The following is a 17,073-nucleotide window of genomic DNA, read 5'->3' as shown; positions in this document are numbered from 1 at the left end:
AGGTTTGCGGGAGGATGAAGGGGTGATCCTGCACCTGCGCGCCGCCGTCGAGCAGCTGTATGCCGCCCCACCCGCTCGTTTCACCCCGCTGCGTTCCGAGCTGGTGGCCCAGGCGAGGTCGGCCGGCGAGAAGGACCTCGCCGCCTCGGTGGGTGCCCTGCGCAAGCCGACCCTCGCCGCGTGGGCGGTCAACCACTTCGTCCGCGAGCACGCCGACGAGCTCGAGGAGCTCCGGTCGTTCGCCGAGCTGCTCCGTGAGGCCCAGCGCAGCCTCGATGCCGACCAGCTGCGGCTGCTCGGCCGCGAGCGGGCCGCGCGCGTCGACGCCCTGGCCGACCGCATCGCCGAGGTCGCGGCCGAGGACGGCGTGAAGCTGGGCGCCGGAGCCGCCCAAAAGGTGCGCGAGACCCTGACGGCCCTGATCGCCGACGAGGACGCCGAGGCCTCGGTCCTCACCGGTGCGCTCGTCAAGGCGCTCAGCTACTCCGGCTTCGGCTCGGTCGACGTGGCGGACGTCGTCGCCATCACGGACCCCGAGGACGACGACGCCGACGACGCCGGCACCGCCCGCGGCCGACCCTCGCTCTCCGTCCTGCCCGGCGGGGGAGGCGACCCCGTCGACCTCGAGGGACGACGTCGAAGCCGGCGCACCGCCGAGCGCGCGCGGCTCCAGTCGGCGCTCGAGGCCGCACGCACCGACCTGCGGGCCGCCGACCGGCAGGTCGCGGTCCTCACGGCCCGCCAGGAGGAGGTCACCGAGGGCATCGCCGACCTCGAGCGGCGCCTCGCGACGGCGAGGGCTCGGCTCGAGAAGGTGACGGGCGAGCTCGACGAGGCGGGCGGCATACGCAGTCGCCGCGAGCAGGAGGAGGCGGCGGCCCAGCAGGCGCTCGACGCGCACGACGCCCACGACGGGGAATGACCGGAAGCGGCGGTCCGCGTGCACCGCGACGGCGGCGCCACCTCCCGGGGCTACTTCTGGGGTCCGGACGCGTGGTCGCGGGAGAACCAGCGTCGCAGGGTCGCGCGCAGGCCCGTCGTGGGCTTCTCGACCGCCGGGGCGGCCGCGGCTGCGGCCTTCACCCGAGCGCGGGCCAGCCCGGGGAGGCGGGCCGTGAACGCCGCGTGCTGATGGTCGTCCCGGTGGTGCTCGACGGGCTGGACGTCCGCGAGCTGGGGGAGCAGCTCGTACTTGCGCGAGTAGATGTCGAAGAGCGCGAGGAGGAGTGCGGCGACGGGCACGGCCACGAAGGCTCCGGCGACGCCGAAGAGCGCCGCGCCGAACATCACCGCCGCGAACGAGACGGCAGGGTGCACGTCCACGGCGTCGGCCGAGATGCGTGGCTCGATGGTGACGTTCTCGATCTGCTGGTAGACGAGCGCGAAGCCGAGCAGCGCCAGGCCCTGCCAGGGCTCGGGGCCGACGAGACCGACGAAGACCGGCAGCGCGATCGCGATGTAGGTCCCGATCGTCGGCACGAACTGGGCCACGAGTCCGGTCCAGATGCCCAGGGCCAGCCAGTAGTCCATGCCGATGAGCAGCATGAACAGGCTGGAGAGGCCTCCGCAGATCGCGGCGAGCACGAGCCGGGCCGAGACGTAGCCACCGGTCTTGATGACGGCCAGGTCCCACGCGACGCCGATGACCTCCTGCTGGCGCGGCGGTGCGAGCTGGGCGACCCAGCGACGCAGGCGCAGGCTGTCGGCGGAGAAGTAGAAGGTGAAGAAGAAGAAGGTGATGGACGAGAAGAAGGCTCCCAGCACGGCGGCGACGGCGCCGATGAGGCCGCCGGCGACGCTGCCGGCGAGGCTGCTGAGGCCGCCGACGTCGTCCGTGAACTGGGCGAGCAGCTTGTCCGGGCTGAGATCGGCCCCGAACGTCTCGTTGGCCCAGGTCGTCGCGGCCTGGACCAGCGTCGGGATCGACGCGACGAAGGTGACGAGCTGGTCGGCGAGCAGCTTGCCGAAGGCGAGCATGAAGACGATGCAGAAGACGAGCACGCCGAGCATGACGGTCATCGTCGCCACACCGCGCCGCATCCGGCGGGAGAGCCGGGCGACGGCCGGCTCCATCGCGATGGAGGCGAGCATGGCCATGATGAGGGTGAAGATGACCGAGCCGCCGTCGTCGATGACGAACTTGCCGAGGGCGGCGATCGCGACGATGGCGACCGTGAGCCAGCCCGCGCGCCACACGCTGCGCCGGTCGAAGCGGACCTGGACGTCGACCAGGCGCGTCTCCACGTCACCGGCGTCGGATCCGGACGGGTCCACCTCGGACCCGACCCCCGCGTCCGGCGGCTCGGTGGCTGGACTCGGGCCGTGCCGACCATCGATGGGACCGCTCATGCCCTGATCCTCCCAGTCGGGACGCCGGCCGTCGGGGATCTGCTCGATTTCGTATCCGCGCCGCCGACCGTGTAGTCTCACCGTCGCACAACAGGTCGTCCTGAAGGCGTTCTCGCAACGTTCATCGGTGTCGACCGCGCCCCAATAGCTCAGTCGGCAGAGCGTTTCCATGGTAAGGAAAAGGTCTAGGGTTCGATTCCCTATTGGGGCTCTGGTCGGTCGGTTCCCGGTCCCCGTCGCAGTTCGCGGCGGGCCGGGGGACGACAGCCCATGGCGGGGTAGCTCAGCTGGTTAGAGCGCACGACTCATAATCGTGAGGTCGCGGGATCGAGCCCCGCTCCCGCTACCACTTCCGCGCGCACCCGGTTCGATTTCTCGAATCATCGGGGTGTCGCGTAACCTTGGACGTCGCGCCTGCGTGTCACCCCGGGATGCCGCCCGGAACGCGTGACGCGCCGCGCGACACCCGTCGCAAGACGACCGAACACCCAAGTACGTTCCCGAAAGAGCAGGTTGCCGTGGCCAGCAAGAGCAGCGACGTCCGTCCGAAGATCACGATGGCGTGTGTGGACTGCAAGGACCGCAACTACATCACCAAGAAGAACCGTCGGAACAACCCCGACCGTCTCGCCATGAACAAGTTCTGCCCGAAGTGCGGCAAGCACACGGAGCACCGCGAGACCCGCTGAACCCAGCGCTTTCCTCGACGCTCCCTCGGCCACCGGCCGGGGGAGCGTCGTCGTTCCCGGACGCCGTCGGGCCGCTGGTGGCGCCGGTCGATAGGCTGCCCGTATGCCGGTGAACGCAGACTTCCAGGGCCGGGTCTACCCGCCCACCGAGACCTATCGGGTCAGTGCCGCCAAGATCCGTGAGTTCGCCGAGGCCGTCGGCTCCGCCGATCCGGTGCACGTCGACGCTGAGGTGGCGCGCGCCCGCGGCTACGCCGACGTCATCGCGCCGCCGACGTTCGCCGTGCTCATCGCCCAGCAGTGCGACGGCCAGCTGATCCGTGACCCCGAGGCGGGCATCGACTTCTCCCGCGTCGTGCACGGTGAGCAGCGCTTCGTCCACCACCGGCCCCTGACGGCCGGCGACGCCGTCGTCGGCACGCTCCACGTGGACACGGTGCGTGAGGCCGGGGGGCACGCCATGGTGACGACGCGCACCGAGCTCGCCACCGAGGCGGGTGAGGCCGTCTGCACGGCCACGTCGACCATCGTCATCCGAGGAGCCGAGTGATGAGCGCCCAGCCGAGCACCCCGACGCCCACGCCGGTGCGGTCCATCTCCGACGTCGCGGTCGGTGACGCGTTGCCGCCGGTGACCGTCCACGTCGACCGCGCGCGTCTCGTCCAGTACGCCGGCGCCTCCCTCGACCGCAACCGCATCCACTGGGACGAGCCCTTCGCCAAGGCGGTCGGGCTGCCCGACGTCATCGCGCACGGGATGTTCACGATGGGTTCGGCCGTCACCCTCGTCACCGACTGGGTCGGCGACGCCGGCCGTGTCGTCGAGTACGGCGTGCGCTTCACCCGCCCGGTCGTCGTGCCCTACGACACCGGCGCCGACATCGAGGTCTCCGGCGTCGTCAAGTCCGCCGACCCCGAGACGAAGCGGGTCACCGTCGAGCTGACCGCGACCGCCGCCGGCGAGAAGGTCCTCGGCCGCGCGCTCGCCGTCGCGGTCCTCGACTGAGCCGGCCGGTCCAGCGCGTGCAGGAGCAACACGACGTCCCCCTGTCGACCCTCACGACGATGCGGGTCGGCGGCCCGGCGTCGCGCGTCGTCACCGCCTCGACCACCGACGAGCTCGTCGACGCGGTCCGTGAGGTCGACGACGCCGACGAGCCGCTCCTCGTCGTCTCGGGAGGGTCCAACCTCCTCGTCTCCGACGACGGGTTCGAGGGCACCGTCGTGCGCGTCGCCACCTCGGGGATCACGCCCGAGTCCGCCGACTACTGCGGGGGCGCCGTGGTCCGGGTGGCCGCGGGCGAGGTGTGGGACGACGTCGTGGCGCACGCCGTCGCGCAGGGGTGGGCCGGTGTCGAGGGGCTGAGCGGCATACCCGGTCTCACGGGCGCCACGCCCATCCAGAACGTCGGCGCCTACGGCCAGGACGTCTCGCAGACGGTCGCCCAAGTGCGCACGTGGGACCGCCAGGAGCAGGCGGTGCGGACCTTCATGAACGCCGACTGCGCCTTCACCTACCGCCACTCGCGCTTCAAGGGGCACTCGCGCTACGTCGTGCTCGACGTGGTGTTCCAGTTCGAGGTCGCCGACCTCAGCCGCCCGGTGGCGTATGCCGCCCTGGCGAAGGGTCTCGGGGTCGAGCTCGGCACGCGCGTCCCCCTCTCGGACGCCCGTGACGCCGTCCTGGAGCAGCGCCGGGCGCGCGGCATGGTGCTCGACGACGCCGACCCCGACACGTGGTCGTGCGGGTCGTTCTTCACCAACCCGATCCTCAGCCGCCACGAGTTCGACGACCTCGTCGAGCGCGTCGGGGAGCGGCTCGGGTGGGAGGGGCCGACGCCCCCGCGCTTCCCCGAGCCCGGGGGCCGGGTCAAGACGAGCGCCGCGTGGCTCATCGAGCACGCCGGGTTCGCCAAGGGCTTCGGCCTGCCGGCGCCGGCTGCACTGTCCACGAAGCACACCCTGGCCGTCACCAACCGCGGCGGTGCGACGACGTCCGACGTCCTCGCGCTCGCCCGGCAGGTGCGCGACGGGGTCCGCGACACCTTCGGCGTGACGCTCGTCAACGAGCCGGTCATCGTCGGCGACCAGCTCTGACGGCAGGCCCTCCAGGCACCCGGTCACACGGCAGAGGCCCCGGTTCCGTTGGGAACCGGGGCCTCTCGCGTCTGGACGTCCGCCGCGGCTACTTCGTCAGGACGACGGAGAACGTCTTGGCCGGGATGTTCTTGTCCGTCGTGCTGACGGCGTAGGCCGGCCGGTTGAAGGCCAGGCGCAGCGCGCTCGTCGTGCCCTTGTCGACCTTGAAGAAGACCCAGCCGCGGTCGCGGTCGTCGCGCTTGGTCGTCAGGAGCGGGTCGGCCTTGTAGGCCTTGCCGAACTCCGCCGTCGGCGCGACGTTCTGCTTCGGGCTCGTCGCGATGAGCGACAGCATCTTCGGGTCGAGCGACGCGGAGTAGCGCGAGCCGGCGTCGAACTCGACCTTGACCCCGACGATCTCGAAGGCCTCGGCCCCGACGGGCTGGTTCTTCGGGAAGGGCAGGTTGCGCGAGATGCGCAGCGCCGTGATCGTGTGGCCCAGCTGGGGGTCCTCGATGACGGCCTTGATGGTGCGCGTCGAGTACTTCGCCGGGGCGGCGGTCGTCGGCGCGGCGGTCGTGGTCGGCGCGGTCGACGTGGTCGTCGTCGAGCTGCTCGTCGCGGCCGGGGTCGTGCCGGCCGGAGCCGTCGGATCGGCGGTGACGGGCGACTCCCCGCTGCACGCCGCGAGCGCGACGACGGGGGCGACGAGACCGGCCACGGCGAGTCGTCGCAGGCGGGCGCCGGAGGCGGTCGATGGGCGTGTGGGAGCGGGGGCAGAAGTCTTCATCTCCCGACCAGCATGACCGGGCGCACCGATCCTGAGCAAACCCGGGGGGAGTGGGCGAGGGTCCCGGCCCCGCTCGGAGGAGCCCGTTACGCCCGGTTACGGCCCGGTCCGGCGTGTGGCCGGTGTCACGCCGGGCCGGCCAGCCAGGCGTCCACGTCGGCGAGCGCGGCCTTGCGCAGCCGGTCCGGCATCCGGCTGCCCTCGAGCGAGCCTCGAGCCAGCCGGGCGAGGCCCTCGTCGTCGAAGCCGAGCTCGCGGGCCGCGGCGTACTGCGCGGCCAGGCGGGAGCCGAAGAGGAGGGGGTCGTCCGCGCCCAGCGCGACGGGGATGCCCGCCTCGACGATCCGGTGCAGCGGCACGTCGCGGGCGTCGGCGTAGACCCCGAGCGCGACGTTGCTGCCGGGGCAGACCTCGAGCGTCACGCCTGCCTCGGCGACGGCGTCGAGCACCTGAGGGTCCTCGACGCTGCGCACGCCGTGGCCGATGCGGTCGGGGTCGAGGTGCTCCAGCGTCTCCATGACCGACTGCGCGCCGAGGAGCTCTCCGCCGTGCGGCACGAGGGCGAGGCCGGCTCGGCGGGCGATGGCGAAGGCCGGCGCGAAGTCGGCGACGGCCCCGCGCCGCTCGTCGTTGGACAGGCCGAAGCCGACGACGTCGCCGGCCTCCTCACCCGCGTGGTGGGCCGCGAGCCGGGCGAGCGTGCGGGCCTCGAGGGGGTGGCGCATGCGGCTCGCGGCGACGACGACACCGACGCCGATCTCTCCCTCGGCCGACACGGCCCGCGCCTCGTCGAGGACGATCTCGAGCGCCGGCGTGATGCCGCCGACGAAGGGTGCGTACGACGTGGGGTCGACCTGGATCTCGAGCCAGCGCGACCCCTCGGCCGCGTCGTCGGCCGCGGCCTCGCGCACGATCCGGCGCATGTCGTCCTCGCCGCGCACGCAGGCCCTGGCGGCGTCGTAGAGGCGCTGGAAGCGGAACCAGCCGCGCTCGTCGGTGGCCCGGGCCAGGCGCGGTGGCCAGCCCGTCACGAGGGCGTCGGGCAGACGGATTCCGTGCCGGGCGGCGAGGTCGCGCACCGTGTCGATGCGCATCGAGCCGGTGAAGTGCAGGTGCAGGTGCGCCTTGGGCAGATCCTGCACCGCTCGCGTCATGCGGGTCAGTGTGTCATCCGGCACCGGTGGGTGCGCAGAGGCCACGGCGGGCTGTTGCCCGGCCGTGGCCTCCCGTGGGTGCGTGCTGTTCTCAGTCCTCGTCGGGCTCGTCGGCGATCTCGTCGACGACGTGCATCGCCGCCTCCTCTGCCGACGCGCCGGCCCCGTCGACGCCGACGTCGCTGGCCCAGGCCTGCTTCTCGTCGTCGTCGTGCGCGCCCTCGTCGTCGGCCACGAGGCGGCCGGCGCGGGCGTCGCCCACCTCGTGGTCGCCGAGCCAGTCGTCCTCCGCGTCGATGGAGTCGGGGTCGTCGCCGCCCAGACGGTCGCCGTCGAGGCCGCTCTCGTTGTCGGGTGCGCCGTAGGCCGAGTTCGGGTCCGGCACCTCCTGGCGGATGCGCTCGTCGATCGTCTCGTCGATGGACTCCTCGTAGGCCGTCGTGCCGTGGGCGGTGACGCCCTGCGGCCGGTCGTTGGGGGAGTAGCCGCGGTCGAGGACGTCCTCGAGGTCGCCGTCGTCGAGGGTGTCCTCGGGCTGGAGCTGGTCCTCGTCGTCGACGCTGTAGGCCGTCAGGTCGTCGGCGATGGTCTCGTTGGGATCCTGGTCGCTCATCGCGAGGCTCCTTCGGTGGCGGTGGCGGTGGCGGTGGCGGTGGCGGTGTTCGAGGGGCTCGGGGCGTCCTCGGACGACGGCGTCGCGCCGTCGCCCTCTGCCCCTACCCCGGCGGCTCGGTCCTGCGTCAGCTTCTCGGCGGCGGCGAGGGCCACGCAGGTCGCGACACCGGCCATGGCCGTGCGCACCTCGTCGAGCACCGGGAAGGTCGGGGCGAGCCGGATGTTGCGGTCGCGGGGGTCGTGGCCGAGCGGGAAGGACGCGCCGGCGGGCGTCAGCGCGATGCCGGCCTCCTTGGCGAGCGCGACCACCCGTGACGCGGTGCCGTCGAGCACGTCGAGGTTGACGAAGTAGCCGCCGGTCGGGTGGCTCCACTCGGCGACCTCGAGGCCGGCGAGCCCGGTCGTCAGGGCCTCGTCGACCGCGGCGAACTTCGGCGCGATGATCTCGCGGTGCCTGCGCATGTGGGCGCGCACGCCCTCCGCGTCGTGGAAGAACTCGACGTGGCGCAGGTGGTTGACCTTGTCCGGACCGATGGAGCCCATCGCGAGGTGTCCGAGGTACCACTTCACGTTGGCAGTGCTCGCGGCGAGCACGGCCACGCCGGCGCCCGCGAAGGTGATCTTCGAGGTCGAGGCGAACATGATCGGCCGGTTCGGGTGCCCGGAGGCGGCGGCGAGGCTGAGGATGTCGGCGCTCTTGGCCTCGACCTCGGTGAGGTGGTGGAAGGCGTAGGCGTTGTCCCAGAAGATCGTGAAGTCCGGCGCCGCGGTCGGCATGGCCGCGAGGCGCGCGGCGACCTCCTGCGACACGACGGCGCCCGACGGGTTGGCGTAGGTGGGCACGATCCAGATGCCCTTGACGCTCGGGTCGTCCTTGACGAGCGCCTCGACGGCGGCCATGTCCGGCCCGTCCGAGTGCATGTCGACGGTGACCATCTCGATGCCGAAGGCCGCGAGCATCGAGAAGTGACGGTCGTAGCCCGGCACGGGGCAGATGAAGCGGACCGTCTCCTCCTGGCTCCACGGCCGCGGCGACTCGACGCCGCCGAAGAGGAGGAAGTCGACGATGGTGCTGTACATCATCGTCAGGCTCGAGTTGCCGCCGGCGACGACCTGGCCCGGCTCGACCCAGAGCAGCTCGGCGAACAGCTCGCGCAGCTCGGCGAGTCCCTCGAGGCCGCCGTAGTTGCGCACGTCGACGCCGGCCCGGTCCTTCGTCGCGGTCGGAAGGTGCAGCAGGTCGTTGGAGAGGTCGAGCTGCGCGGCGGACGGCTTGCCCCGCGTCAGGTCGAGCTTGAGCCCGCGCGACTGGAGCGCCGCGTAGGCTTCACGCTGCTCGGCGAGGAAGCCGGCCAGGTCGTCGTCGGACAGGGACGCGAGGGAGGTGCGCGGGTTCGTCACGTCTCGATCCTGCCACTGTGCCGCGGCGGCCGGGCGTCCGAGTCCGTATGCCGGGTCGCCCGGTTCCGGGCAGCCGCCCGGGCCGCTGCCCGGCAGAGCCCGACGGGTGCCCGACGCCGGCCCCACGGGCGTCCACGCCGGGCCTGCGCAAGGGGTTTCGGGTCGGTTCGCGTTGGGGCGCATCCGTCCCGTATGATCGTCCCTCGGACGGCTTCGCTGGCCATGCTGACGCATGCCGTCCCGCCGTGGGCACCCAACGTCCGCGGCGAAGGGCAATAGCTCAATTGGTAGAGCACTGGTCTCCAAAACCAGCGGTTGGGGGTTCGAGTCCCTCTTGCCCTGCGCATCCCAGTGATGTGGTCGTCGTGCAAGGCGGCACGCGGCTTCTGCCCTGACGTGGGTCACCACGGTCCGGGTGTGGCGCCCGCGGGCCGACACCCAGGCAGAAAGAAGGAATCGTGACGGAGACGAGCGCCAAGCGCGGGTCCGGCCGTGCCGACAAGGCTCGCGGCGGCAACCCCGTGTCGCGCCTCTTCGGCGCGATCAGCCTCTTCGTGCGCCAGATCCTCGACGAGCTGCGCAAGGTCGTGCGGCCGACGGGCCCCGAGCTCGTGCGCTACACGACCGTCGTGGTCGTGTTCGTCGTGATCATGATGGCGCTCGTGTCAGGGCTCGACTTCGGTCTGAGCCGGCTGGTCTCCTGGGTCTTCACCGGCTCGGCGACCTGACGCGCGAGCCACCCGGCCCCGGTCACGGGATGTCACCACTAGCCGTCACCGGCTGGTCCACGAGCAAGGAAGTAGGTCAGAGCGTGTCCGAGCAGTTCGCCCACGAGGGCGCCCCGAACGGCGAGAGCACCGAGAGCGACGTCGTCGACCCCGCGGTCGAGACCGACGAGCTCACGGCCTCCGACGTCGAGTCGGGTGCTGAGGACGACGCCACCGACTCCGACTCCGTCGACGAGTCCGACGCCGCCGAGCACGACGATGACGACGCGTCCGCCGAGGATGCCGCCGAGTCCGAGGGCTCCGACGAGTCCGACGACGAGCCGGCAGCCCAGGGCAGTGGCGACCCCGTCGCCGACTTCAAGGCCGACCTGCGCACCCGCTTCGGTGACTGGTACGTCATCCACTCCTACGCCGGTTACGAGAACCGCGTGAAGGCCAACCTCGAGACGCGTATCCAGACGCTCAACATGGAGGACTTCATCTTCGAGATCGAGGTCCCCATGGAGGAGGTCACCGAGATCAAGAACGGCCAGAAGAAGCAGGTCCGTCGCGTCCGGATGCCCGGCTACGTCCTCGTCCGCATGGACCTCACCGACGAGAGCTGGGGCGCCGTGCGCCACACGCCCGGCGTCACCGGGTTCGTCGGCAACGCCCACCAGCCGGTGCCGCTGTCGATCGACGAGGTCTTCACGATGCTCGCGCCGAACTTCGAGGCCGCCGCGGCCGCCGACGGCTCCGGCGCGTCGTCGGGCTCCAGCGCCCCCAAGGACGTGCGCGTCGTCGACTTCGAGGTCGGCGAGTCCGTCACCGTCATGGAGGGGCCCTTCGAGACCCTTCCGGCCACGATCTCCGAGATCAACCCCGACACCCAGAAGCTCAAGGTGCTCGTCTCCATCTTCGGCCGGGAGACCCCGGTCGAGCTCTCCTTCGCCCAGGTCGCCAAGATCTGATCGAGGGTCGTACGACCTCGTGCGGCTGACCGCACGAGGACATGCAACCGGGTCATCGCCCAAGGCGTCGGCCCAGCAACACAGAAGGTAGGCATCCATGCCCCCCAAGAAGAAGGTCTCCGGCTTCATCAAGCTGCAGATCCAGGCCGGTCAGGCCACCCCCGCCCCGCCCGTCGGCCCCGCCCTCGGTCAGCACGGCGTCAACATCATGGAGTTCGTCAAGGCGTACAACGCCGCGACGGAGTCCCAGCGCGGCAACGTCATCCCGGTCGAGATCACGGTCTACGAGGACCGCTCGTTCACCTTCGTGACGAAGACCCCGCCCGCCGCCGAGCTCATCAAGAAGGCCGCCGGCGTCGCCAAGGGCTCGGGTGAGCCGCACAAGACCAAGGTCGCCAAGCTCTCCCGCGACCAGGTCCTCGAGATCGCCCGCCAGAAGATGGAAGACCTCAACGCCCACGACGAGGAGATGGCGGCGCGCATCATCGCCGGCACCGCTCGCTCGATGGGCATCGACACCGAGCTCTGAGTCCGCTCAGCTCGACGTCACCCCGGCCGCACGGCATACGGACCGTATGCCGTCGGCCACGTGGGAGGGCCAGCGCTGGCCCGCACCACGACTCCACCACCACGCAAGGAGCAGTTCCATGAAGCGCAGCAAGAACTACCGCGCAGCCGCCGAGCTCATCACGCCCGGCAAGGTCTACGCCCCGCTCGAGGCCGTCCGCGTCGCCAAGCAGACCGCCAAGGCCAAGTACGACGAGACCGTCGAGGTCGCCATGCGCCTCGGCGTCGACCCCCGCAAGGCCGACCAGGCCGTCCGCGGCACGGTCAACCTGCCGCACGGCACGGGCAAGACCGCCCGCGTCCTCGTCTTCGCCAACGGCGACAAGGCCGAGGCCGCCCGTGAGGCCGGCGCCGACCACGTCGGCTCCGACGACCTGCTCGAGAAGGTCCAGGGCGGCTGGCTCGACTTCGACGCCGTCGTCGCCACCCCTGACCTCATGGGCAAGGTCGGTCGTCTCGGCAAGGTCCTGGGCCCCCGTGGTCTCATGCCGAACCCGAAGACCGGCACCGTGACGATGGACGTCGCCAAGGCCGTCGCCGACATCAAGGGCGGCAAGATCGAGTTCCGCGTCGACAAGCACGCGAACCTCCACTTCATCATCGGCAAGGCGTCCTTCGACGAGACGAAGCTCGTCGAGAACTACGCCGCTGCCCTCGAGGAGATCCTGCGTCTGAAGCCGGCCAGCTCCAAGGGCCGCTACATCGAGAAGGCCACCGTCTCCACGACGATGGGCCCGGGCATCCCGCTCGACTTCTCCAAGACGCGCAACCTCCTCGCCGAGGAGGACCAGGCCTGATCGCCTGACCCACGCAGCGCAGAGCCCGTCACCCCTCGAGGGTGGCGGGCTCTCGCCGTCGTGCGCCACGGACGCCGCTCCCGACCGCCGACACGACTCGCTCACTCGAGTGAGCGCTCCGTCCCACTCGAGTGAGGGCGGTTTCAGGGCGTGTGCGCAACGGTGAGTAGTTCGTTGAGTTTAGAGGCGGGGGTCTGGAAGCCGAGGGTGGCTCGGGGCCGGGTGTTGAGCAGCTGCTCGACGCGGGTGATCTCCTCGTCGGGGACGGTGGTGAAGTCGGTGCCTTTGGGGAAGAACTCGCGGATCAGGCCGTTGGTGTTCTCGTTGGTGCCGCGTTGCCAGGGCGAGTGCGGGTCGCAGAAGTAGACCGTGCAGTCGGTGGCGACGGTGAACCGGGCGTGGTCGGCCAGTTCGGCGCCTTGGTCCCAGGTCAGGGTCTTGGCCAGGTGGGCCGGGAGCGTGGTGATCATCGTGGTGAGCCGGTCGGTGACGGTGGCAGCGTCGCGCCGGCCCGGCAGCCGCGCGAGCATCAGGTACCGGGTGGCCCGCTCGACCAGCGTGATCACGGCGCTGGAGCCGCGGGCGCCGATGACCAGGTCGCCTTCCCAGTGCCCGGGAACGGCGCGGTCGGCCGCTTCGGCCGGGCGGGCGGTGATCGCGGCGTCCCCGACCCAGGACTTCCCCCGGGGCCGGGCGGCCAGCTTCGAGGCCGGCACCCGCGAGGTGCGCCCGCTGCGCAGCGCCTTCTCCCGGGCCAGCTCGGCGCGCAGGCTGCCGCGGCCCTGCACGTAGAGGGCCTGGTAGAGAGTTTCGTGACAGATCCGCATGGACTCATCGTCCGGGAAGCGCAGGACCAGCTCGCCCTGGATCTGCTGCGGGGACCAGTGCGAGGTCAACCCGTGCAGGACGACCGCGCGTAGCGCGGCGTGCTCGGGCCGGTCCAGCTTCCGCGGCTGGGGACGGGCCCGGTTGGCGCGGGTGCGGGCCTGCGCGACCCGCACCGAGTACACCCCGGCGACGCGGTTGCGGTGCAGCTCCCGGGTCACGCTCGAGCGGTGCACGCCCAGCTCGGCCGCGATCCGGGCCGGGCACCGGCCCTCACGCAGCCGCAGCGCGATCAGGCCCCGACCGGCCTCGGTCAACCGGCCCCGCGGGTCGGTGAAGTCACCGCGCACCGACGGCGCCGCCAAGGTCGGGTTGACCATCCCACCGACCGGTCCGATCCGCATCCTCATGCCGGCCACCTTGGCCCACCGGGCCACCGCGAACCGGTCCACCCCGACCTGCCGGGCGACCTCCAGCCCCGACAGCCCCTGCTCGAGCAGCCCCAACGCCTGCTCCCGCTGAGATAGCGAATACCTCCTCAGTCCACCAGCCATCGTCCCGCCTCCACACGACATCCGTGTTGCGCAGACGATCTGAGACCGCCGAGCGCTCCGTCCCAGTCGAGTGGCCTCGTACTCACACGGGTCCCGGACCTCGGATCGGTGGGGTGCTCGACGCGATCTGTGGTGTTTGCGCGGGTACGGTCGAAAGATGAGTCGTCACAGCGCACGCACCACGACACGTTCCCGCTGGGTCCTCGGCGCTCTCGTCGTCGGACTCCCTCTGTCCCTGTTGCCGGCCACGGCCGGTGCGCAGCCGGCGGTGGCTCCTGCCGCCGCAGCGGCTGACCGGGGCTGGCACGGCCATCCCACACCGTTGCCGAAGGTCCCCGTCATGACGGGGTCCGGTGGCGCGGTCAGCTCGGTCGACCGCGACGCCTCGCAGGTAGGCATCGACGTGCTGGCCCGGGGTGGCAACGCCGCTGACGCGGCGGTCGCGACGGCTGCGGCCCTCGGCGTCACGGAGCCCTACAGCGCCGGCATCGGCGGCGGTGGCTTCCTCGTCTACTACGACGCGCGCAGCAGACACGTCTCGACCATCGACGGCCGCGAGACGGCTCCGGCGACGTTCACCGACAAGACCTTCACGGACCCGGCGACGGGCAAGGCCATGGACTTCACCACCGTCGTCAACTCAGGGCTGTCGGTCGGCGTCCCCGGCACACCGGCGCTGTGGGCCAAGGCCCTGCGCGACTACGGCACGTTGTCGCTCAACGCCGCGCTCAAGCCCGCCGAGCGGCTCGCCGCCAAGGGTTTCGTCGTCGACCAGACCTTCGCCGACCAGACGGCGGCGAACGCCGCGCGCTTCTCGGTGTTCCCCGAGACGGCGAAGGTCTTCCTCCGCGACGGCAAGGCCCCGGCCGTGGGCACCGTCTTCACCAACCCCGACATGGCCAGGGCGTACCGCACGCTGCGCACGCAGGGCACCGAGGCGCTGTATGCCGGCCGGCTCGGCCGGGCGATCGTCGCGGAGTCCTCGGCCCCGCACACCAAGGCCGGGACCACGGTCATGGGCGGCCAGATGACGATGACCGACCTCCGGGCCTACCGGGCCCTGACGAAGGCGCCGATCCACTCCGAGTACAAGGGCTACGACGTCTACGGCATGCCGGTCCCGAGCTCGGGCGGCATCGCCGTGGCCGAGATCCTCAACCTCGTCCAGGCCTACGAGGACCGCACCGGGGTGTCCACGTCCGACCTGTCCGACGTCGACTACCTGCACCGCTTCTCGGAGGCCTCGGCGACGGCGTTCGCCGACCGCAACCGCTGGGTCGGTGACGTCCCGGGCGTGCCGGTCAAGGAGCTGACCGCCCCGGCCTTCGCCGCCGAGCGCGCCTGCCTCTTCGACCCGATGAAGGCCCAGGCCCGGCCCATCCCGTTCGGTTCGCCCGACGGCGCGTACACCTCGTGCGCGCCCGGCACGCTCGCACAGAACGAGCCCTACGAGGGGCAGTCGACGACGCACCTGACGGCCACCGACCGCTGGGGCAACGTCGCGTCCTACACCCTGACCATCGAGCAGACCGGAGGCTCGGGCATCACGGTGCCGGGCTACGGGTTCCTGCTCAACAACGAGCTCACCGACTTCAACTTCACGCCCCTCACGGCGGGCGTCCCCGACCCCAACCTGCCCGGCCCGGGCAAGCGGCCGCGGTCGTCGATGAGCCCGACGATCCTGCTCGACGACGGCAAGCCGTTCCTCGCGGTGGGCTCGCCCGGTGGCGCCACGATCATCACGTCGGTGTCGCAGACGATCCTCGGCTACCTCGACCGCGACCTGTCGCTCGTCGACGCGATCGCCGCCCCGCGCCTCAGCTCACGCAACGGCGCGAGCGAAGGAGCCGAGCCCGCGATCCTCGGAGGCCCGACGGGTGCGGCGCTGACGGCGATGGGGCACAAGCTCGCCTCCGCCGGCACGCCCAACGAGATCGGAGCCGTGACGGCGATCCGCAGCCTGGGCGGTGGCCTGTTCGAGGCCGCCGCGGAGACGACGCGCCGCGGCGGTGGCTCGGCGATGGTGGTCCACCCGCGCTGACCCGAAGGGCGGCGAGAACGACCACGACCACGAGCCCGGTGAGGCCGGTTCCCGACGGGGACCGGCCTCACCCGCGTCCTGGCGCCTGAGAGGTGGTTGAAACCGCAAAGGCTCCATTAGCACACAAACCTTGTGATCCCCGCATTCTGCCCATAACACGCCGCGGGGCTGCCTCGTTGGAAGCAGTACATCGGTCAGGGGATCGATGAGCAGGGCATCGATGACAGGAGCTCGACCATGAACAGGAAACTCACCGCGGTCCTCGCGGCGGCGGCCATCTCCGCGATGGCCGCGCCTCTCGGTGCCGCACCGGCATCCGCAGCCGCCCCGGCAGTCGGGGTCTCGGCCTCCGCCTACGGCACCTACGTCGTCGTCGGAGGCCTCGTGCGTTCCGGGCCCACGGCCCTCGCCTCGATCGGCTGCACGACCGCCTTCGGCCGCACGGTCACCGGATCCACGGCCACCGTCACCGTGCCGGCGGTCGGCTCGGTGGGCGCGACGCGCACGTCGGCTGCGACCTCGACGACGTCGGCCTACCGAACCAGCCGCTCCACGGCCACGACCGGAGCGGTCAACCTCCTCGGCGGTCTCGTCCGGGCCGACGCGGTCACGGCCGCCAGCACGGCGAACCTCAGCACGTCGGGTGCCTACACCGGGGGCAACCGCTCCGAGCTGCTCGGCCTCAAGATCGGCGGCCGAGCCCTCAACGCGAGCCCAGCCCCGAACTCGGCCATCACGCTGCGCACGTCGACCGGTGCGGCCCTCGCGACGGTCTACCTCAACACTCAGACCAAGGCGTTCTCCGGCAACGACTGGCGGGTCGGCACGACCGCCCTGCGAGTCGTCATCACGGCGAAGAACTCCCTCGGTCTGCCGATCGGGTCGCGCATCGACGTGGATGTCGCCAACACCTCGCTGTCGCGCCCGGTCCTGGGCCTCGTCTCCGGCATGGGCTACGCCACGTCGGCCAACCTCGCCGACGGCGCCGTGGCCTCGAGCCGCACCGCCCTCGCGTACCCCCCGTGCACGGGAGGCTCGGGGCGTGCGACGGTGGCCACCGCAGGTGTGCCGGGAGTCGTGTCGTCCGGCACGACGACCACCGACGTCCTCTCCACCATCACGGCCACGTCCCGACGGAGCCAGGTGAAGACCACCATCGGGGCGCCGCGTGTGCTGAGTGGCCTGATCAGCGCCGACACGATCGTCGCCGACACCTCGGCCGCCCAGACCAGTGCCGGCGCGACCCCGGTCACCACCGACGCCTCGCGGTTCGTCGGGCTGCGCATCGCGGGACTGCCGGCCATCACGTCGTCGGTCAAGCCCAACACGGTCCTCACCGTGCCTGGCCTCGGCCGCGTCACCCTGCACAAGGTGACGCGCACGGCGAAGTCGGTCGAGGTCGTCATGATCGAGGCCGTCACCGACCGGGTCCTGGGCTCGCTGCCGACGGGCTCCGTCGTGCGGGTCGGCTACTCCGCGAGCTCGCTGCTCTGACGCAGCGACGCCCGTGACGGGGCCGCGGCCGGCATCGCCGA

General features: G+C 71.5%; 17 protein-coding genes and 3 tRNA genes. 14 read left to right on the top strand and 6 right to left on the bottom strand.

Going from position 1 to position 17,073, the window contains the following annotated elements:
* Positions 1-22: 22 nt before the first annotated feature.
* Positions 23-922, top strand: coding sequence for a hypothetical protein (locus ACSSS0_RS05815; RefSeq protein ID WP_487230366.1), 900 nt, complete (start codon positions 23-25; stop codon positions 920-922).
* A 50-nt stretch (positions 923-972) separates the two neighbouring features.
* Here ACSSS0_RS05815 and ACSSS0_RS05810 read toward each other — a convergent pair whose 3' ends face one another.
* Positions 973-2,349 carry an AI-2E family transporter gene (locus ACSSS0_RS05810; protein ID WP_487230365.1) on the bottom strand — a complete coding sequence of 459 codons (1,377 nt, stop codon included), beginning with the start codon at positions 2,347-2,349 and terminating at the stop codon, positions 973-975.
* Between the two features lie 138 nt (positions 2,350-2,487).
* On the opposite strand from ACSSS0_RS05810, the gene ACSSS0_RS05805 reads away from it, so the two are divergent.
* From ACSSS0_RS05805 to ACSSS0_RS05780, 6 genes are all read left to right on the top strand, one after another.
* Positions 2,488-2,560, top strand: a tRNA-Thr gene (locus ACSSS0_RS05805).
* A gap of 61 nt (positions 2,561-2,621) precedes the next feature.
* Positions 2,622-2,698, top strand: a tRNA-Met gene (locus ACSSS0_RS05800).
* Positions 2,699-2,867: 169 nt separating this feature from the next.
* Positions 2,868-3,038: a 50S ribosomal protein L33 gene (gene rpmG / locus ACSSS0_RS05795; RefSeq protein ID WP_020143294.1), complete on the top strand. Its 171-nt coding sequence runs from the start codon at positions 2,868-2,870 to the stop codon at positions 3,036-3,038.
* Positions 3,039-3,141: 103 nt separating this feature from the next.
* Positions 3,142-3,588, top strand: coding sequence for an FAS1-like dehydratase domain-containing protein (locus tag ACSSS0_RS05790; protein WP_435984908.1), 447 nt, complete (start codon positions 3,142-3,144; stop codon positions 3,586-3,588).
* Positions 3,588-4,043, top strand: coding sequence for a MaoC/PaaZ C-terminal domain-containing protein (locus ACSSS0_RS05785; protein ID WP_487230364.1), 456 nt, complete (start codon positions 3,588-3,590; stop codon positions 4,041-4,043). The genes ACSSS0_RS05790 and ACSSS0_RS05785 overlap by 1 nt, the downstream gene beginning before the upstream one ends.
* Before the next feature lie 17 nt (positions 4,044-4,060).
* Complete coding sequence (locus tag ACSSS0_RS05780; RefSeq protein WP_487230363.1) at positions 4,061-5,134, top strand: UDP-N-acetylmuramate dehydrogenase; 1,074 nt, start codon at positions 4,061-4,063, stop codon at positions 5,132-5,134.
* Positions 5,135-5,222: 88 nt separating this feature from the next.
* Here the strand turns inward: ACSSS0_RS05780 and ACSSS0_RS05775 are convergent, their stop codons facing one another.
* The 4 genes from ACSSS0_RS05775 to ACSSS0_RS05760 all read right to left on the bottom strand — a co-directional run bounded on the left by ACSSS0_RS05775 (position 5,223) and on the right by ACSSS0_RS05760 (position 9,076).
* Positions 5,223-5,906 carry a hypothetical protein gene (locus ACSSS0_RS05775; protein WP_487230362.1) on the bottom strand — a complete coding sequence of 228 codons (684 nt, stop codon included), beginning with the start codon at positions 5,904-5,906 and terminating at the stop codon, positions 5,223-5,225.
* Between the two features lie 125 nt (positions 5,907-6,031).
* Entirely contained in the window at positions 6,032-7,060 is a 1,029-nt protein-coding gene (locus tag ACSSS0_RS05770; RefSeq protein ID WP_435984912.1) for an adenosine deaminase, read from the bottom strand.
* Positions 7,061-7,151: 91 nt separating this feature from the next.
* Positions 7,152-7,673 (bottom strand): DUF5709 domain-containing protein, encoded by a 522-nt coding sequence (locus ACSSS0_RS05765; protein WP_487230361.1) that lies wholly within the window; start codon positions 7,671-7,673, stop codon positions 7,152-7,154.
* A complete protein-coding gene (locus tag ACSSS0_RS05760; RefSeq protein WP_487230360.1) occupies positions 7,670-9,076 on the bottom strand; it encodes an aspartate aminotransferase type Ic in 1,407 nt (468 codons plus the stop codon). The genes ACSSS0_RS05765 and ACSSS0_RS05760 overlap by 4 nt, the downstream gene beginning before the upstream one ends.
* Before the next feature lie 269 nt (positions 9,077-9,345).
* Here ACSSS0_RS05760 and ACSSS0_RS05755 point away from each other — a divergent pair.
* The 5 genes from ACSSS0_RS05755 (at position 9,346) to rplA (ending at position 12,118) form a co-directional block, all read left to right on the top strand.
* A tRNA-Trp gene (locus ACSSS0_RS05755) sits at positions 9,346-9,418 on the top strand.
* 116 nt (positions 9,419-9,534) lie between these two features.
* The gene (gene secE, locus ACSSS0_RS05750; protein WP_435984915.1) at positions 9,535-9,804 is read left to right on the top strand and encodes a preprotein translocase subunit SecE; all 270 of its coding nucleotides are present in this window, start codon (positions 9,535-9,537) and stop codon (positions 9,802-9,804) included.
* Between the two features lie 83 nt (positions 9,805-9,887).
* Positions 9,888-10,754, top strand: coding sequence for a transcription termination/antitermination protein NusG (gene nusG, locus ACSSS0_RS05745; RefSeq protein ID WP_487230359.1), 867 nt, complete (start codon positions 9,888-9,890; stop codon positions 10,752-10,754).
* Between the two features lie 97 nt (positions 10,755-10,851).
* A complete protein-coding gene (gene rplK / locus ACSSS0_RS05740; RefSeq protein WP_147066061.1) occupies positions 10,852-11,283 on the top strand; it encodes a 50S ribosomal protein L11 in 432 nt (143 codons plus the stop codon).
* Positions 11,284-11,401: 118 nt separating this feature from the next.
* Positions 11,402-12,118 carry a 50S ribosomal protein L1 gene (rplA, locus tag ACSSS0_RS05735; protein WP_435984917.1) on the top strand — a complete coding sequence of 239 codons (717 nt, stop codon included), beginning with the start codon at positions 11,402-11,404 and terminating at the stop codon, positions 12,116-12,118.
* Positions 12,119-12,261: 143 nt separating this feature from the next.
* On the opposite strand, the gene ACSSS0_RS05730 is transcribed toward rplA, so the two are convergent.
* A complete protein-coding gene (locus ACSSS0_RS05730; protein WP_487228385.1) occupies positions 12,262-13,497 on the bottom strand; it encodes an IS30 family transposase in 1,236 nt (411 codons plus the stop codon).
* Positions 13,498-13,837: 340 nt separating this feature from the next.
* Here ACSSS0_RS05730 and ggt point away from each other — a divergent pair, with 340 nt between their 5' ends.
* Both ggt and ACSSS0_RS05720 read left to right on the top strand, forming a co-directional pair.
* The gene (gene ggt / locus ACSSS0_RS05725) at positions 13,838-15,538 is read left to right on the top strand and encodes a gamma-glutamyltransferase (RefSeq protein ID WP_487230358.1); all 1,701 of its coding nucleotides are present in this window, start codon (positions 13,838-13,840) and stop codon (positions 15,536-15,538) included.
* 237 nt (positions 15,539-15,775) lie between these two features.
* Positions 15,776-17,032, top strand: coding sequence for a choice-of-anchor P family protein (locus ACSSS0_RS05720; RefSeq protein ID WP_487230357.1), 1,257 nt, complete (start codon positions 15,776-15,778; stop codon positions 17,030-17,032).
* Positions 17,033-17,073 lie beyond the last annotated feature (41 nt).

This window comes from Terrabacter sp. R4-6 (assembly GCF_057529065.1).
The sequence above is the reverse complement of the archived record's forward strand: the minus strand, read 5'-3'. Positions and strand labels throughout refer to the sequence as shown.

Bases quoted from the DNA above. Each gene is read 5' to 3' on its own strand.
- ACSSS0_RS05810 (WP_487230365.1), bottom strand. From the start codon at position 2,349: ATGAGCGGTCCCATCGATGGTCGGCACGGCCCGAGTCCAGCCACCGAG.
- ACSSS0_RS05790 (WP_435984908.1), top strand. From the start codon at position 3,142: ATGCCGGTGAACGCAGACTTCCAGGGCCGGGTCTACCCGCCCACCGAG.
- ACSSS0_RS05785 (WP_487230364.1), top strand. From the start codon at position 3,588: ATGAGCGCCCAGCCGAGCACCCCGACGCCCACGCCGGTGCGGTCCATC.
- ACSSS0_RS05775 (WP_487230362.1), bottom strand. From the start codon at position 5,906: ATGAAGACTTCTGCCCCCGCTCCCACACGCCCATCGACCGCCTCCGGC.
- ACSSS0_RS05770 (WP_435984912.1), bottom strand. From the start codon at position 7,060: ATGACGCGAGCGGTGCAGGATCTGCCCAAGGCGCACCTGCACCTGCAC.
- ACSSS0_RS05765 (WP_487230361.1), bottom strand. From the start codon at position 7,673: ATGAGCGACCAGGATCCCAACGAGACCATCGCCGACGACCTGACGGCC.
- rplK (WP_147066061.1), top strand. From the start codon at position 10,852: ATGCCCCCCAAGAAGAAGGTCTCCGGCTTCATCAAGCTGCAGATCCAG.
- rplA (WP_435984917.1), top strand. From the start codon at position 11,402: ATGAAGCGCAGCAAGAACTACCGCGCAGCCGCCGAGCTCATCACGCCC.
- ACSSS0_RS05730 (WP_487228385.1), bottom strand. From the start codon at position 13,497: ATGGCTGGTGGACTGAGGAGGTATTCGCTATCTCAGCGGGAGCAGGCG.
- ggt (WP_487230358.1), top strand. From the start codon at position 13,838: ATGACGGGGTCCGGTGGCGCGGTCAGCTCGGTCGACCGCGACGCCTCG.
- ACSSS0_RS05720 (WP_487230357.1), top strand. From the start codon at position 15,776: ATGAACAGGAAACTCACCGCGGTCCTCGCGGCGGCGGCCATCTCCGCG.